This is a genomic window from Promicromonospora sp. NPDC023987 (genome assembly GCF_040639055.1).
Lineage (GTDB): Bacteria > Actinomycetota > Actinomycetes > Actinomycetales > Cellulomonadaceae > Promicromonospora.
On sequence record NZ_JBEZZF010000042.1, the window covers coordinates 35,651 to 52,098 of the forward strand.

The 16,448-nt window shown below is 72.3% G+C and carries 15 protein-coding genes; 9 read left to right on the forward strand and 6 right to left on the reverse strand.

All coding sequences use genetic code 11. The features are described 5' to 3' along the window. Position 1 precedes the first annotated feature (1 nt). From AB0F40_RS18100 to AB0F40_RS18120, 5 genes are all read left to right on the forward strand, one after another. On the forward strand, positions 2-811 hold the full coding sequence (locus AB0F40_RS18100; protein WP_357470429.1) for an NlpC/P60 family protein: 810 nt from the start codon (positions 2-4) through the stop codon (positions 809-811). A gap of 138 nt (positions 812-949) precedes the next feature. Further along, the gene (locus tag AB0F40_RS18105) at positions 950-2,374 is read left to right on the forward strand and encodes a cytosine permease (RefSeq protein ID WP_357470432.1); all 1,425 of its coding nucleotides are present in this window, start codon (positions 950-952) and stop codon (positions 2,372-2,374) included. Continuing rightward, positions 2,371-2,958, forward strand: a complete 588-nt coding sequence (locus tag AB0F40_RS18110; protein WP_357470435.1) for a cysteine hydrolase — start codon at positions 2,371-2,373, stop codon at positions 2,956-2,958. The genes AB0F40_RS18105 and AB0F40_RS18110 overlap by 4 nt, the downstream gene beginning before the upstream one ends. Positions 2,959-3,034: 76 nt before the next feature. Further along, on the forward strand, positions 3,035-3,472 hold the full coding sequence (locus tag AB0F40_RS18115) for an excisionase family DNA-binding protein (protein ID WP_357470438.1): 438 nt from the start codon (positions 3,035-3,037) through the stop codon (positions 3,470-3,472). Further along, on the forward strand, positions 3,472-4,029 hold the full coding sequence (locus AB0F40_RS18120; RefSeq protein ID WP_357470441.1) for a PIN domain-containing protein: 558 nt from the start codon (positions 3,472-3,474) through the stop codon (positions 4,027-4,029). Before AB0F40_RS18115 ends, AB0F40_RS18120 begins: the two co-directional genes overlap by 1 nt. An 89-nt stretch (positions 4,030-4,118) precedes the next feature. On the opposite strand, the gene AB0F40_RS18125 is transcribed toward AB0F40_RS18120, so the two are convergent. From AB0F40_RS18125 to AB0F40_RS18140, 4 genes are read right to left on the reverse strand one after another with little or no spacing between them, the layout of a single operon-like run. Then, positions 4,119-4,937, reverse strand: coding sequence for a DeoR/GlpR family DNA-binding transcription regulator (locus AB0F40_RS18125; protein ID WP_357470444.1), 819 nt, complete (start codon positions 4,935-4,937; stop codon positions 4,119-4,121). Then, complete coding sequence (gene pdxA, locus AB0F40_RS18130) at positions 4,934-5,983, reverse strand: 4-hydroxythreonine-4-phosphate dehydrogenase PdxA (RefSeq protein WP_357470447.1); 1,050 nt, start codon at positions 5,981-5,983, stop codon at positions 4,934-4,936. Before pdxA ends, AB0F40_RS18125 begins: the two co-directional genes overlap by 4 nt. Positions 5,984-6,006: 23 nt before the next feature. Then, positions 6,007-7,320: a four-carbon acid sugar kinase family protein gene (locus tag AB0F40_RS18135; RefSeq protein WP_357470450.1), complete on the reverse strand. Its 1,314-nt coding sequence runs from the start codon at positions 7,318-7,320 to the stop codon at positions 6,007-6,009. A gap of 2 nt (positions 7,321-7,322) precedes the next feature. Then, positions 7,323-8,825 carry a GntP family permease gene (locus tag AB0F40_RS18140; protein ID WP_357470453.1) on the reverse strand — a complete coding sequence of 501 codons (1,503 nt, stop codon included), beginning with the start codon at positions 8,823-8,825 and terminating at the stop codon, positions 7,323-7,325. Positions 8,826-9,013: 188 nt separating this feature from the next. On the opposite strand from AB0F40_RS18140, the gene AB0F40_RS18145 reads away from it, so the two are divergent. Continuing rightward, entirely contained in the window at positions 9,014-9,919 is a 906-nt protein-coding gene (locus AB0F40_RS18145) for an SMP-30/gluconolactonase/LRE family protein (protein WP_357470454.1), read from the forward strand. Between the two features lie 136 nt (positions 9,920-10,055). Here AB0F40_RS18145 and AB0F40_RS18150 read toward each other — a convergent pair whose 3' ends face one another. Continuing rightward, complete coding sequence (locus tag AB0F40_RS18150) at positions 10,056-11,219, reverse strand: hypothetical protein (protein WP_357470457.1); 1,164 nt, start codon at positions 11,217-11,219, stop codon at positions 10,056-10,058. Between the two features lie 199 nt (positions 11,220-11,418). Between AB0F40_RS18150 and AB0F40_RS18155 the strand changes: the two genes are divergently transcribed. Beyond that, entirely contained in the window at positions 11,419-12,678 is a 1,260-nt protein-coding gene (locus tag AB0F40_RS18155) for a glycosyltransferase (protein ID WP_357470460.1), read from the forward strand. 44 nt (positions 12,679-12,722) lie between these two features. Here the strand turns inward: AB0F40_RS18155 and AB0F40_RS18160 are convergent, their stop codons facing one another. Beyond that, the gene (locus AB0F40_RS18160; RefSeq protein ID WP_357470463.1) at positions 12,723-13,196 is read right to left on the reverse strand and encodes a MerR family transcriptional regulator; all 474 of its coding nucleotides are present in this window, start codon (positions 13,194-13,196) and stop codon (positions 12,723-12,725) included. Positions 13,197-13,262: 66 nt separating this feature from the next. On the opposite strand from AB0F40_RS18160, the gene AB0F40_RS18165 reads away from it, so the two are divergent. Then, positions 13,263-14,339 (forward strand): alpha/beta hydrolase, encoded by a 1,077-nt coding sequence (locus AB0F40_RS18165; protein ID WP_357470466.1) that lies wholly within the window; start codon positions 13,263-13,265, stop codon positions 14,337-14,339. A gap of 278 nt (positions 14,340-14,617) precedes the next feature. After that, complete coding sequence (locus AB0F40_RS18170) at positions 14,618-16,222, forward strand: sigma-70 family RNA polymerase sigma factor (protein WP_357470469.1); 1,605 nt, start codon at positions 14,618-14,620, stop codon at positions 16,220-16,222. Positions 16,223-16,448 lie beyond the last annotated feature (226 nt).

Below are 16,448 nucleotides of genomic sequence, written 5' to 3' on the forward strand. Positions count from 1 at the left end.
TGTGACTACACGCACGCCCGGGCGCCATCGTGCTGCCCACCCGCCCATCACCCCGCTGACGCCGATCTCGCGCGCCGCCGCACGCGGCATCTCCGCGACCGCCCGACGTGGCGCGGTCGTCGCCGCCGGATCAGGCCTCGTCGTCTCGCTGCTCGGGGTCCCGGCGAACGCCGCCCCGATGAAGGAACCCGGCACGACCACGGCAGAGCTCGAGACCGTCCGGGACGCGGTGCAGGACGCCGCGCAGAAGTCGACCGGCGCAGAGGTCACCACCGCCGCGCTGACCACGGCGTCGGTGGACACCGCCCCCGCCGTGCGGGTCGCCGCCGACAGCGAGTTCACGCTCGAGACCGGCACCATCAAGGTGACGCCGGCCCCCGAGCCGGAGCCCGTGCCCGAGCCTGAGCCTGAGCCCGAGCCGGTCGTCGAGAAGGCCGCCGAGCCCGTGAAGGACGTCGTCGAGAAGGCCGCCCCGGCCGCCGCCAACGACATCGTCTCCATCGCCCGGCAGTACATCGGCGTGCCGTACGTCTGGGCGGGTTCGACGCCCGCAGGCTTCGACTGCTCCGGGTTCACGGCGTACGTCTACGCCCAGATCGGCGTCACGCTGCCGCACTCCTCCACTGAGCAGCGCTACGCGGGCACCGAGGTCTCGGCTGCCGAGGCGCAGCCGGGCGACCTCATCTGGAGCCCCGGCCACATCTCCATCTACGCGGGTGGCGACAAGCAGATCGAGGCGCCGGTTCCCGGCCAGACGGTCCACGAGTCGCAGATCTGGCAGGACAACCCGGTCTTCATCCGCGTCGGCTGAACCGACCCGGACAGCGGCTGAGCCGGAGGCTCCGCCGTCAGCTCCACCACGAAGGGCCCGCACCGACACGGTGCGGGTCCTTCGTGCTTTGTCCCACACTCTCGCCGCCGGGCCCACGCCAGTGGCAGGATCGCCATCATGAGCGCCCCCGGTAGCGTCGAGACCAACGCCCTGAACACCATCGACGAGTCCGAGCGACGCGGCTCGCCACGCGACCTCTTCTGGCCGTGGTTCGGGGCCAACGTGTCGGTGCTGGGCCTCGGCTACGGCTCCTACCTGCTCGGGTTCGGCGTCTCGTTCTGGCAGGCGACGGTGATCGGTGCCGTCGGCATCGTGGTGTCGTTCCTGTTCTGCGGGTTCATCTCGCTGGCCGGCAAGCGCGGATCGGCACCCACCATGGTGCTGTCCCGTGCCGCGTTCGGCGTGCGCGGCAACAAGCTGCCCTCCCTGCTGTCCTGGATCCTCACCGTGGGCTGGGAGACCGTGCTGGTGGCGCTGGCCACGCTCGCCACCTCGACGGTCCTCGGGGCCCTCGGCTGGGGCGGTGGCACCGTCACGAAGGTCGTGGCCCTCGTGGTCGTGGCGAGCATCGTGGTGGCCGCCGGCGTCTTCGGGTTCGACCTCGTGATGCGGCTGCAGGTGATCATCACGGTGCTCACGGCAGTGCTCACCGTCGTCTACATCGTCCTCGTGGCCGACCACGTCGACTGGGCGACGGTCGCCGCGATCCCCGCGGGCGGCGCCCCGCAGGTGATCGGCGGGCTCGTGTTCATGATGACCGGGTTCGGCCTGGGCTGGGTCAACATGGCCGCCGACTACTCGCGCTACCTGCCCCGCTCCGCCTCCGGCCCCCGGATCGTCGGGTGGACCACCCTCGGCGCGTCCCTTGCCCCCGTGGTGCTGCTCGTCTTCGGCCTGCTGCTCGCCGGCTCCGACCCCACCCTGAACGAGGCGATCGGCGCGGACCCCATCGGTGCCCTGTCCACGCTCCTGCCCACGTGGTTCCTCATCCCGTTCGCCGTGGTGGCGCTGGCCGGCCTGATCGGCGGCGCGGCGCTCGACATCTACTCGTCCGGCCTGGCCCTGCTGTCCCTGGGGCTGCCCGCGCCGCGCTGGGTGGCGGCCGCGATCGACGGCGGGCTCATGATCGTCGGCGCGGTCTACGTCGTCTTCGTCGCCGACTCGTTCATCGGCCCCTTCCAGGGCTTCCTCATCACGCTCGGCGTGCCGGTCGCCGCCTGGTGCGGCGTGCTGCTCGCCGACATCCTGCTGCGCCGCCGCGACTACACCGACGCCGACCTGTACGACGCCGCCGGCCGCTACGGGTCGGTGAACTGGCCCGCCGTGCTCCTGGTGCTGGCCGGCACCGCCGTCGGCTGGGGACTGGTGACCAACACCTACGCGCCATGGCTCGCCTGGCAGGGCTACCTGCTCGGGCCGCTCGGCGGGATCGACGGCAGCTGGGCCTTCGCCAACCTCGGCGTGCTGGTCGCGCTGGCCATCGGATTCGTCGGGACCCTGGTTCTCAGCGCCCGTGCGGTGCACCGCCAGGAAGAGCGATGACGGCGCCCGAAGCCGCCGTGGCGCCGCCCGGGCCGGACGCCGCCCTGGTCGTGATCGACATGCAGGACGTCTTCGCCCGCCCGCCCAGCCCCTGGGCCTCCCCCGACTACCCGACCGCGCTCGCCGGGACCCGCCGCCTCCTCCCCGCGTTCGTCGGCCGCACCGTCCTCACGCGGTACGTCGCCCCCACCGTGCCCGACGGCGCCTGGCGCGCCTACTTCGACCAGTGGCCGTTCGCGCTCGTGCCCGAGGACGACCCGCTCTACGAGATCACCGACCTGGCCGACGTCGTCGTCTCCGGGGCGCCCGTCGTCACCCGCACCACGTTCGGCAAGTGGGGACCCGAGCTGGACGCCGCCACCCGGGGCGCCGGCGAGCTCGTGCTGGCCGGCGTGGCCACCGACTGCTGCGTCGTCTCGACGGCGCTCGCCGCGGCCGACGCGGGCCGCCGGGTGCTGGTCGTCGCGGACGCCTGCGCGGGCTCGACGCCGGAGAACCACGAACAGGCCCTGGCGGTCATGCGCCTCTACGCGCCCCTCATCGAGGTGACGACCGTCGCCGACGTGCTCAGTTCCGAGTCTTGAATCCCGAGAGCCTCCTGGGCACGATGGGGTAGACTTCGATTGTTGCGTTTAATTCGACTGTTTCGAATGGAGAAGCATGTCTTCCGTGACCCCCTTCGTGCCGGATCCGTCCGATGCCGATCTCGCACGATCGGCGCTGCGTGACCTCACGAACGCGCTCGACAAGGAAGGACCGGTGCACCTCCGGTTCGCAGAGGGTGCCGACGTCGTGGTCCCACGATCGGCACTGACCGCGCTTACCCAGATCCTGTCGACCTTTGCCCAGGGCGAGGGTGTAACAGTACTGCCGGCCCAGGCGGAACTGACTACCCAGCAGGCCGCGGACGCGATGAACGTGTCTCGCCCCTACCTGATCGGGTTGCTGGAAGCCGGCAAGATCGCCTATCGGACCGTGGGCACGCACCGGCGCGTGGCGGCAGCAGCGCTCGTGGAGTACATGCGCGCGGACGAGGCCGAGCGGGAAGCGGCCGCAGATGCGCTGGCCGCGGAGACGCACGAGCTCGGCTTCGCCTGATGCCGGTCGTCCTCTACGACGCGAACGTCCTGTACCCGTCCACACTCCGCGACGTACTGATCCGGATCGGCATCGCCAGACTTGCCACGCCGCGATGGACGAACCAGATCCTGGACGAGGTCTTTCGCAACCTCACGGCGAACAGGCCCGACCTGGACCCCCAGCGGTTGAGCCGCACCCGCACGCTGATGAACCGGGCGATCCACGACGTCCTGGTGACCGGGTACGAGCACCGTATCGGCGACCTGGTCCTCCCCGATCCCGGCGACCGCCACGTGCTTGCCGCGGCGATCGAGTCCGGTGCGCAAGTGAACGTCACCAAGAATCTCAAGGACTTCCCGGTAGGTGCGCTCGAACCGCACGGGATCGCCGCACGGCACCCTGACACTTTTCTCCGGGAGCTTCACGGGACAAAGCCGGACGTTCTGACGGAAGTCTTCCGCAAGATCGCTGCGGCCTGGCCCCCTGGTTCGACGGTCTCGGATGTGCTCAAGAGCCTTGACGTCGAAGCTCCGACCACAGTCGCAGCGGTCCAAGCCGCGGAGCCGCACGTGTGACGGACCGCATCGACCGGCGATGACCGACCAGCGATGACCATGTAGCTGCTGCCAAGATCGACGTCATCCTGGCAGCAGCTACATGGTCATCACTCCGCCTCGACCGGTTCCACGACGATTCCCGCGTCCCGGTACCGGCGCAGCAGCTCGTCGTCCTGCTCGTCCGTGACCAGGGTCCAGCCCGCCGGCAGCGGCGCCCACGCGGGTACAGCGCCCCGGTCGAGCTTGGTGGAGTCGGCCAGCACGACCGTCCGGCGGGCACGCCGGGCGGCCACCTCCTTGACCTGGGCCTCCAGCGCGGTGGCCTCCCCCACGCCGTCCAGGGGGTCGACGGCGTCGACGCCGAGGAACGCGACGTCGACCATGAACCGTTCGAGGGCCACCGTGGTCAGCGGCCCGACCAGGCCGTGGCTCTTGGTCGTCACGCTGCCGCCGATCACCACCACGTCGAGCCCGGGCGAGCCGGCGAGCAGCAGTGCGACCTCGAGCCCTCGGGTCAGGACCGTCAGCCCCGACCGGCCGCGGAGGTGCTCGGCGAGCTGCCCCGTCGTCGACCCCGCGTCCACGAAGATCGTCGCGTCGTCGGGCACGAGCTCGGCGGCCCGCCGGCCGATCGCGACCTTGGCCGGCATCTGCACCCGCATCCGCTCGGCCAGCGCCCGCTCGTGGAAGCTCGACTCCGGGCTGGCACCGCCGTAGGTCCGGGTGACGAGGCCCTCGGCACCCAGCCGGGCGAGGTCGCGGCGCACCGTCGACTCGGAGATCGCGAGCGCCTCCGCCAGGTCCTCCACCCGGGTGGTGCCGCTCCGGATGAGCGACAGCAGCTCGTCGTGGCGGGCCCTGGTGCTGCGTCGCAACGACTCCGACCCCGGCGCCGGCCCTCCCCCCGGCCCCGCCGGTGCGCTCACGCGGCGTCCGGCCGGTACGCGGCGCGGATGCCGTCGACGAACGGCGCGTACTCGACCGCCGCGAGGTAGGCGGACCGCATGGTCCCGGCGTCGGCGACGCCCTTGCCCGCGATGTCGAAGGCGGTGCCGTGGTCCACCGACGTGCGCAGGATCGGCAGCCCGACGGTGACCGAGATGGTCCCGTCGAAGTCGAACGTCTTGGCCGCGATGTGGCCCTGGTCGTGGTACTGCGACAGGACGCCGTCGTAGCGGCCGGTGAGCCCGTGGTGGAACACGGAGTCGGCGGGGATGGGGCCCGCCACGTCCAGGCCGAGTGCCTGCGCGTCGGTCACCGCGGGCGCGAGGTGGACGATCTCCTCGTCGCCGAAGGCGCCGTTCTCCCCGCCGTGCGGGTTGATCGCCGCCACGGCGAGCCGCGGCGCCGGGACGCCGAAGATCTCCAGGGCCTGCGCGGCCCGCCGGATCGAGCCGAGCTGGGTCTCACGCGTGATCTTGTCGAGCGCCTTGCGCAGCGACAGGTGCCGGGTCGCGAAGAAGATCCGCAGGTGGTGCCCAGGCTGGTGGGTGTTGCGCACCACGAACATGGTGTCCTGCTTCGTGACCCCGGTGAGCGCGCCCAGCATCTCGGTGTGCCCGAGGTGCTCGCTGCCGGCCGCCCAGATGGCCTCCTTGTTGATGGGTCCGGTGACCACGCCCGCGACGGCGCCGTCGAGCGCGGCCTGCGTGGCAGTCTCGATGGCGACGACGGCGGCCCGGCCGGCGCGCGCGTCGACCTCGCCCCAGGCGGGCAGGTCGGTGCCGAGCACCCCGACGTCGAACACGTCGACGACGCCGGCGCCCGCCGGTTCGGTGTCCCACGAGCTGACGGACCGCAGCTCGACGTCGAGACCGAGCGCGGCCCTGGCCCGTTCGAGCGCCCCGAGGTCACCGACGGCGATGCCGTGGTGCGCGGTGTCGCCGGCGTGCTGCGCCAGGGTGGCGAGCGTGATCTCGGGGCCGATGCCGACGGGGTCACCGACGGCGAGGGCGAGGACGGGTCGTGTCATGGCGTTCTCTCCTAGCGTGTTCATCAGATCCTGCTCTGCGGGACGGCGGTCCGCACCCAGCGGGCTCGCTGGGCAGCGGCCCGAGCGAGGTGGTCGAGACATCGCACGGCGGCGTCGGGACCGCCGACGAGCCCGCCCTTGGTCGCGATCGGCAGCCCGTCCCACGGGCCCCCGACCACCTCACCTGCCACGGCCAGCGGCACCACCTCGTCCTCGACGGCGATCCCGCGACCGCCGAGGGCAGCGAGCACCGCCGCCGTGATGTCTCCCCCGGTCGTGTACAGCCCGTTGACGACGCGCGACTCGAGCGCGCGCCGGGCGATCCGCCCGAGCGCGGTGGCCAGCGCTGCCGACTCGGCAGGGCTGAGCCGCACGACGTCGTCGTCGGCGAGCGCCGTGGCGAGCAGCACCGTCGTTCCGGTGCCTGCGCCCTCCAGCGCGTCGACGACCCGGCGTGCCGTGGCGTCGACGTCGGGCACCGGGCCGCCCACCGGGCGCACCACGACCACGTTGCGCTCGGCGGTCAGGCGCTGCAGCTGCGTTCGCGTGAGCTCCGTCGCCGAACCGGAGACGGCGAGCAGCGGCGCCCCGGAGGCGGGGCCGGCGGGTAGCAGGGCTCCGGCGAGGGCGAGCGAGCCGGGGCCGGGGTCGACGCCGACCCACAGCAGGTCCGGGTCAGTGGCGGCCACCGCGGCGGCGGCCCGTGCCACGCGGTCCAGGTGGGCGGTGGTGAGCGCGTCGCCGATGACGACGTCGGCGCTCGCGGCGTCGCGCACCGCTGCCTCCAGCCGCTCCTCGCTGCCGGTGACCACCGACAGCGGGACCAGCGCCGTCGTCAGGCCGGTGCCCCGCCGCAGGGCGTCGGCGACGGACGACGAGCGCACCGGTGAGCGGACGTCGCGCGCGAGCTCCGTCTCCTCCAGCCGCACGCCCTCGAGGAGCTGGTTGCCCTCGACGGTGTGCCGGCCGGCCGCGGGGTGCGCGGGCAGGCAGAGGCCGACGACCCGCCGGCCGGACAGCTCGCGCGTCGCGGCGAGCACGGCCTCGGTGGCGGGGCCGACGTTGCCGCGCAGGGTCGTGTCGATCCGGGAGCTGACCAGTTGCACCGGCCAGCCGGCACGCACCACCCGGGCGGCGACGTCGGCCGCCTCGCCCGGGGACGCGTGCCGGGTGTCCGTGGTCGCGACGAGCACGTCGAACCGGCTGTGGAACTCGGCGATGGCCTCCCAGTGCTCGGACCGGCTGACCGTCACGGCCCGCCGGCCGCCGCGGGCGAACCCCGCTGCGGCGGCGTTGGCGCCGGTCAGGTCGTCGGCGACGACGAGGATGTCCGCCATCCTCAGCCCACGACCAGGCTCAGGACGAAGAGCAGGGGGATCGAGCCCAGCCACACGGCGGTCGTGATGCCCGACCAGCCCTTGAGGGCGGCGGTGCCCTCCAGGCCGGTGAACCGCGTGACCACCCAGAAGTAGGAGTCGTTGAAGTAGCTGAACACCATGGATCCGGCGGTGCAGGCCATGGCGGCAAGCAGCGGGTCGATGCCGAGCGGCTCCAGGAGGGGCGCCGTGACGGAGGCCGCCGTGATCATCGCGACCGTGCCCGAGCCCTGGGCGATGCGCACCAGCGAGGCGATGAGGAACGGCACGAGGAAGGCGGGCAGGCTCAGGGACGCGATGGCCTCGGCCAGCGCGTCGCCGACGCCCGAGTCGCGCAGCACCAGGCCGAACCCGCCGCCCGCGCCGGTGATGAGCAGGATGAGCCCTGCCGAGGCAGCGGCCTCCGAGAGCCATGTGTGCACCGTGGTGCGCGGCGTCCAGCGCGGCAGCAGCACGTAGACCGCGAGCAGGATACCGATGACCAGGGCGATCACGGGGTTGCCGACGAACGCGAACGGGACCGTCCACGACGACACCTCGTAGTCGCCGCTCAGGACGCCCTGCTGGTTGCGGTCGATGGCCGCCGTGACCGTGTTCGCGACGATGAGCAGCAGGGGGACCAGGAGCGGCAGCGACCCGAGGAACGCGCCGACGTGGTGGGCCGGCTGCCCCGCCGGCGGCTCGCCGAGGGCGGACGGCGTGGTGGCGTCGCCTCCCGACTGCTCGTCGCCGGACTGCTGGTCGAGCGACCCGGTACCCCCGGATCCGCCGGACGGGGCAGACCTGCCGGGGCCGCCGGCGAGCGCCGCCGTCCGGCCGTAGACGGCCTCGCGGATGGCGGGCACCACCCGGTCCTCGAGCTGCGGCCCGACCCAGCGGGCGTACAGGACGACGACGGGCAGCAGGATCACGGTGAACACCAGACCGGTGATGATGACCAGCCCGAGGTCGGCGCCGAGCAGGCCGGAGACGGCGAGCGGCCCCGGCGTCGGCGGGACCATGTGGTGCGTGAGCGTCATGCCGCAGCCGAGCGCGAGCGCCAGGGCGACGTAGCCACCGCGCTTGACCCGGGCGATCGAACGCGCGAGCGGGTTCATGATGACGTAGCCCGAGTCGCAGAACACGGGGATGGACACGAGCGCGCCGACGCTGCCCATCGCCCACTCCTCGCGGCCCTTGCCGAAGGCTCGGAGGAACGCGCGGGCGAGGCTGTCGGCGGCGCCGGAGACCTCGAGGATCTTGCCGATCCCGACGCCGAGGCCGATCACGAGGCCGATCGAGGCGAGGGTGTTGCCGAAGCCGGTGGTGATCGAGGTGATGGTGTCGAGCAGCGGCTGCCCGGCGACGGCCCCCGTGACGACGGAGGCGAGGATGAGAGCGACGAACGCGTCAAGGCGGGTGCGCAGCACCACCACGATGATCGTGGCGATGCCGAGCAGGAGCGCGAGCAAGAGCTGGAGATCCACGACAGTCCTTCCTTGGACCGAGGACGGCGTCGTCGTTGACGCCGTCGGGTGATCGAACAACGCGAGTCTGCTCCACCTTGCTGCGCAAATCAAGCAGACTAGTTGCGCAGACAGCGCAGGAACGGCGTTTGGGCGATGATGTTCCTGCCCCGGCGCCGCGGGAGCACATCCGGACAAAGGAGTCAGACGTGACAGTGACCAGGATCCGCGCCGAGTGGGAGCGCCTCGACGAGCGGTTCGCCCCCGTCCGAGGGGACACGTTCGCCGAGGTGCTCTACGACGGCGGCAGTTGGCTCGAGGGGCCCGTGTACTCCCCCGCCTGGCGCACGGTGCTGTTCAGCGACATCCCGAACGACCGGGTCCTCGCCTGGGACGAGGCCACGGGCGGTGTCGGCGTCTGGCGCAGCCCTGGCGGCTACGCCAACGGCCGCACCGTCGACCGCGCGGGGCGGATGCTCCAGTGCGAGCACGGCAGCCGGTCGGTGACGCGCACCGAGCCCGACGGGACCGTCACCGTCCTTGCCGACCGCTGGCAGGGCAAGCGGTTCAACAGCCCCAACGACCTGGTCGAGCGCAGCGACGGCAGCGTCTGGTTCACCGACCCGGCCTACGGCATCGACAGCGACTACGAGGGCCACCACGCCGTGCCCGAGATCGACGGGTGCCACGTCTACCGCTGGGACCCGGACGGCTCGGTCACCCGGGTGGCCGACGACTTCGGTCGCCCCAACGGCCTGGCCTTCTCCGCGGACGAGCGCACCCTCTACGTCACCGACACCGAGACCGGGCGCAAGCACGTGCGCCGCTTCGACGTGGCGCCCGACCTGGCCCTGTCCGGCGGCGAGGTGCTCGCCACGTGCGACGCCGGCGGGTTCGACGGCGTACGGGTCGACGACGCTGGCCGTCTCTGGGCCGCCGCGCACGACGGCCTGCACTGCCTCGACCCGGACGGCACGCTGCTCGGCAAGCTGCTCCTGCCCGAGGTCTGCTCGAACCTCACCTTCGGCGGGCCGAAGCGGAACGTCCTGTTCGTGACGGCGACGAACCTGCTGCTGTCGATCCGGCTCAGCGTGACGGGATTCCGCTGGCCGTAGGCCCGGCAGGTCCGTCTGCCCGTTGGTCCGTCGCGTGCCGGGCGGTCGTCGACGACGGACGTGCGGCCTACCCAGCGATTCCGCCCGAAAAGCCGCGAGGTTCGGGCCCGATCCCTGGGTAGCCGCACTGGGCGGGTCAGCCCCAGAACACCATCTCCGGGTAGGCGGCCGTCGGGCCGTCCAGGAGCGGCGCGCCCTCGCCGCGCAGGTGGCGGTCCAGGAACGCACCCACGTAGGCCCTGGTGAGCTCGACGCCGCGGGCACCGCTGACCGTCCCGCTGACCGGCAGGCCGAGCTGTTCCAGGAACATCATCTGGTCGGTGAACGACGAGTGGTTCGCGTAGCGCATCTGCAGCCACAGCTTCGGACCGTCGAGCCGGGCGAAGTTGTCGGCCCAGTTCGGGGCGTCGCCCTCATCACCGCCGAGGTGGTGGTTGCCCTTGCCCAGCATGAGGAACGGGTCGTCCTCGCCCGACTCCGGGAAGTCCACCTGGAACGTGCCGTCCAGGTTGATCCCCGCGTCCACCCGCGGGTCGTCGACCATGATGGCTGCCGCCGTCGAACCACCGATCGAGTGACCGGCGACGGCGATGTGGCGCGCGTCGACCTTCGGTCCGTGCCGCCAGATCCGGCCGTGCGTCAGCTCGTCCAGCACGAAGGAGAGGTCCAGGGAGCGCCCACGCGTGAGCCACGCGCCGAGCTCCCGGCTCGACTCCAGCTCGCAGAGCAGGCATCCCGCGACCGTGCCGTCCGGGAACTCGATGCCTCGGGCCTCGTACGTGTGGTCGACTCCGGCCACCACGTAGCCGCGGGACGCGAGGTCCTCCGCGAGGGACGTCAGCGACTCGCGGCTCATGCTCGCTCCGGGTGACAGCACCACGAGCGGCCGCTTGCCCGGCAGGGCACGTGCCCGGTCGGCGGAGTTCGTCTCCACGGTGGTCAGCAGACCGGGATCCGCGGGGATTCCCGAGGCCTCGACGATCGCCGCGGAGACGGCCTCCGTCGTGTACGGCGCGGGCTCGCCGCCCGGCACCGCCGGGTACCAGACGGAGACCATGAGCTGGCGTCGTTCCTCGGGCCGCCACGGGTCCGCACGCTCGTCGTCGACGAGGTGGAGCGGTGTCAGACCGACGGGGTACGGACCGGTCGGCTCGGGCAGGGCGAGAGTCGGTACGTCGTCGCCCGACGGCGAGGCGGCCGACGGCGGAGCAGCCGCTGCGCTCGGCGCGGTGACCGCCGTACCTGCCACGAGTGCTGCGGCGATGAGAGCTGACGGAATCACGTGTCCTGGCGTCTTCATCCCTGGTTTATCTCACGGCCGGCACGGCGATCCAAGGGGCCTCGGCCGGTTCCAGGGGGCAAGCCAGGGTCCCCCTGAGCGGGCTCGCCGAAGACCTCGGGGTTGTCGCTGACCGGCCCGGCCCGGGATCCGTTGCCGCACCCGACCGCTCCGGGGAAAGGGCTCGTTCACCCCCTGCTCATGCCCATAGCCTGGGCCGATGGCGCACTCCTATCTCTTCGCCCTGACCGACGGGGGCGGCACGGTCCCACCCGAGCTCGGCGCGGCGCGACGGCTCGTCGAGCGAGGACACGACGTGACAGTCCTGGGCGAGGACTCCATGGCCCCGGAGGTCGTCGCTACCGGCGCCGCGTTCGCACCCTGGCGGGCCGCCCCGAACCGGTCCGACCGAGGCCCGGCGGGCACGGACTACCGGGACTGGGAGATCAGGGGCCCGCTCGCTCAGGCCCGCGGGATGGCCGACCACATGCTGGTCGGCCCCGCGACGGGCCAGGCGCTCGACGTCACGGCGACCGCCCGACGTGTGCGGCCCGATCTGGTCGTCACGTCGTTCGTCGCACTGGGCGCGATGATCGCCGCCGAGGCGGAGGGTATCCCGTTCGACGTGCTGCTGCCCAACATCTACACCATGCCCGCCCACGGGATGCCGCCCATGGGCATGGGGCTGCGACCGGCCGCGGGACCCCTCGGCCGGCTCCGGGACCAGCTGATGAACGGCGCCAGCACGCGCCTCATCGACAAGTACGTGCTCCCACGGCTCAACGCCGTGCGTCATGAGTACGGGCTGACGCCGGTCGAGCACACCTGGGAGCAGGTGCACCGGGCCCGGCGTCTCCTGCTCCTGACCAGCCAGGAGTTCGACTTCCCGGCCGAGCTCCCCTCGAACGCGCGATACGTCGGCCCCGTGCTCGACGACCCGGCCTGGGCCGTCGACACCGTGTGGTCCGCGCCGCCCGGCGACGCTCCCCTGGTCCTCGTCGCGCTCTCGTCGACCTTCCAGGACCAGGCCGCGTGCCTGCAGCGCATCGCCGACGCCCTCGGCAGCCTCCCGGTCCGCGGGCTGGTCACGACCGGACCGGCGCTCTCGCCGGCCGACCTGCGCGCACCGTCGAACGTGACCGTCGTCGGCTCCGCGCCGCACCGCGACGTGATGCGCCAGGCCGCTCTCGTCGTCACCCACGGCGGGCACGGCACCCTGATCAAGGCATTCTCCGCCGGCCTCCCCGCCGTCGTGCTGCACCACGGCCGCGACCAGGCGGACAACGCCGTGCGCGTGACCGCCCGGGGCGCGGGCGTCGCTGTGCGCCGTACGGCGCCGTCCTCGACGATCGCGCGCGCCGTACGACAGGTCGTGGAGGATCCGGCCTATGCGCAGGCGGCCGAGGCGCTCGGCGCGGCAGCACGACGGGACGCGCAGAGCGGGCTCCTCGTCACGGAGCTGGAGCGGCTCACCAGGTGATCGTCGGGGCCCACCGAGCGGTCGCGCGCGGTGGATCCCGCCGCTCAGAACGGCTGCCGGGGGCCGCCGCGCAGCGCTTCCGCCAGGGTCGGGCCCTGACCGATCTTCCCGTCGACGATGTCCTGGACATGCGACCGGAAGTGCGGGCACGCGGCGATGTCATGGGCGCGGCACTCGAGGGCGTGGCGCGTCATGTCGCGGGACAGCTCCATATCGGCCATGCGCTGCTCCAGGTCCGCGATGTGCGCCTCGAGGATCACGTGCCGGTCGTAGGCAGCACCGTCGAGCAGCACCCGGATCTGTTCCAGGCTCATGCCTGCCGCCTTGCTGCGCATGATCGTCGCGACCCGGAAGGCGTCGTCGGCGTCGTACCGGCGGCGGCCGGCGCCGTCCCGGGCGGGGCTGAGCAGACCCATGTCCTCCCAGTGGCGCAGCACGTGGGTCTCCAGGCCGAACCGCGCGGCGAGGTCGCCGACCGACCAGATCTGGCGTTCTCCGGATGCGAGGGTTGACTTCATGTTGACATGAAGTCACAGGCTGGGCGTCGTCCGCAAGTCGCCTCACCTCACCAGGACCGGATCCCGATGCCCACGCTCCCCCGCGCCATCTCGCGCCGCCTCCCCCGACGCCGGACGGCGGCGCTGACCACCGCGCTCGCCCTGCTCGTGACCGGTCTCGCCGCCTGCGCCCCGCAGGAGTCCGGCGGCCGGCCGGCCGACGCCCCGCCGGCCGCGACGCAGGACACCGCCACGCGGAGCACCGCCGCCCACGCCGCCGCCACGCGGGACGACCCCGAGTTCGAGGAGACGTTCCGGCACGAGTTCGCCTCGGTGGACGGCGTCCGGATGCACTACGTGACCGGCGGGAGCGGCACGCCCGTGGTCCTGCTCCACGGCTGGCCGCAGACGTGGTTCGGCTGGTGGTCGATCATGCCGGAGCTCGCCGAACGGCACACCGTCTACGCCGTCGACCTGCCCGGGCTGGGTGACAGCACCGGCACCCCCACCGGGTACGACAAGGCCACCCTCGCGCGGTACGTGCACGCTCTCGTCGCGGACCAGCTCGGGGTGCGCGACGCCCACGTGGTCGGGCACGACCTGGGCGCCGCGGTGGCGTACCAGTACGCCGCCCAGTTTCCGGCAGACACCGCGAGCCTCGGGTACCTCGACCTGCCGCTGCCCGGTCCCGCCCTGGACGCGCCCACCTACCGCACGATGAGCTGGCACATCGCCTTCCACTCCCAGCCGGAGGTTCCCGAGGCGCTCGTCGACGACGACGTCCGCGAGTACCTGGCGATGTTCTACCCGCAGGTCGCGTTCGAGGGTGCGGCGTTCGGCGGCACCTCGGTCCGCTCCCCGTTCACCGAGGCCGAGATCGACGAGTACGCGCGGACCTACAGCCGTCCCGACGCCCTCACTGGCGGCTTCGAGCTCTACCGCTCGCTCGACCAGGACGTCCGCGACACCACGGCGGCCGACCCGGTGGACACGCCCACGCTGCTCCTGACCGCGCAGGGGCAGCTCGACCCGGTCCGGGCCACCACGGCCGGGCGCCTGACCAATGTCGTGCGGGCAGCCGACGTGCCGGGCGCCGGCCACTGGCTCGTCGAGGAGAACCCCGAGTTCGTCACCGCTGAGCTGCTGCGCTTCCTCGAGGAATGACGTGACGGACACTCGGGTAGACCGGAACAGGAACGACGAATACCACGGTCTGGGGACGCTCTCCAATCTCCGCTCCGGGGAGTGCTGAACGCTCTTTCCGTATGCTAAGGGCGTTGGGATCGGGTGGAACACCGCATTGCCCTGGCCATTCCGGGCATATCTCGCGAAGGTTCCTAATAGTCCTTATTGGCCCGTATCCCCCGTCCGCACAGTTCGCACCGGACTGCGCGTTCCGGCATTTTTTCGCGAGCGAGCGATGCGTAGAACGGGAGGGCCGCATGAGCGCCACCGGTGGCCTGCGGGTCGACGACTGGGTCGTGCATCGTCCGAACGTCGTGCGTTCGGTCGCTGCCCGCGTCCCCGGCATCGACGCCGAGGAAGCTGCCAGCCGCGCCCTGGAAAAAATGGTCCGGCTCGTGTCCACCGGCACCACCATCGACGACCCCGCACCCTACTGGCGACGCGCGGCAGTCAACGAAGCCATCAGCATGACCCGCGAGGCCGGGCGTACTCGCCCCGTCGAGGACGACACCCTGGACGGCCTGACACCCCCGGTCGCCGGCGCCGAGCTGGACGCCGAACGCCAGGCCGACGTCAGCATGCTGCGCTCCGCACTGTCCGACCTGGGCGACGACGACCGGCAGCTCCTGCTGGAACGCCACGTGCACGACAAAGCCGTGTCCGATATCGCGGGCGACCGCGGTGTGCGCCCCCACGCCGTCACCATGCGGCTGCGCCGCGCCGAAGAACGCCTCGCCGGAGCGTTCGCCGCCGCCCACGCCCAGAACGTCAACGAACCCGAGTGCCGCACCACCCGCGCCGCCATGCACGACTACCTCAAGGGGCGTCTGCTACCCCGTCGCCAACGGCGCCTCGAGGTCCACATGGACGGCTGCGCCGAGTGCACCCGCGCGTTCATCGACGTACGCGAAGTGTCCTGGATGCTGCGTGACCTCGGACAGCACCTCATCGCCGGCGGACTCGTCACCAGCACGGCCGGCATCGGCGCCGGAGCCGGAGCAGGGGCAGGTGCCGGGGCGGGTACGAGGGCCGGAGCCGGGGCCGGGGCCGGGTCGGGGGCCAAGGGCACCGGGAAGCGACCACGCACGCCCAGCAAGAAGGAGACCGCCGTCGCGGCCGGAGTCCTGGCCGCCCTGACCATCGGCGGCGGCGCGTTCGCCGTGATCGCCAACCAGACCACCGAACCACCCGTACAAGCCATCCAGGACGCCGGGGCCGTCGCCGAGCCACCCGGTGCGCCGGAACCTCCGGACCCGCCCGAGCCGGCACCGCGGGACGAGCCGCCGTCGATCCCGCCGGCCGAGCCGCGGCCACGGCCCGCGATTAGGCCCGACGAAGACGCTGCCCCTGCGCCGGATGCAGTGGCCCCACCCGAGCGCGAGGCACCTGCGCCGGAGCCAGAGCCGGAGATCGTTCCCGCCGCGCCGGAGCCTCGTCCCGCCCCGGAACCGGCCGCCGACCCCCCAGCCGTGCGCGAACCCGCCACCACACCAGCGTCCCCTGCCCCTGCTCCCAAGCCTGAACCCGAGCCAGAACCCAAGCCGGAGCCGGAGCCCGAACCAGAGCCGCCGGCCGAGACCACCCGGCCGCCCGCCGTCGACTCGGGCGGTCCGCCCGGCAACCCGGACAATCCCAACGGGAAGGGTCCGGCGAAGGACAAGGGCCAGGGTCCCGGCAACCACAACGGCCAGGGGCCAGGCAGCAACAACGGGAAGGGTGCCGGCAGCGACAACGGGCGTGGGCCGGACCGCGACAAGCAGCACACGAGCTGGTTCTCCGTACCCGGCATCGCCGGCGTTCCGGGAGTGCTGCTGGGCGGCGTCACGCTGCGACGGCGGCGCCGACGCGACGTAACGACGTAACGACGTAACGAAGTGATCCAGCACCCAGTTCGGCCCTCTGGGCTCTGGGCTCGACTCCGGGCTTGACTCCGCCTCTGCCTCTGGACTCGGGCTCCAGGAGTCGGCAGTCCCCCGCGAGGTCGGCATCTTGCATCGAGATCGGTCCAGGCCTGTACCGATCTCGACACCGTCGTTCAACGCAGCCCCCGGCTGCTCGCCCGTGAGGAGCCCCCGGTCGGTGACCTCA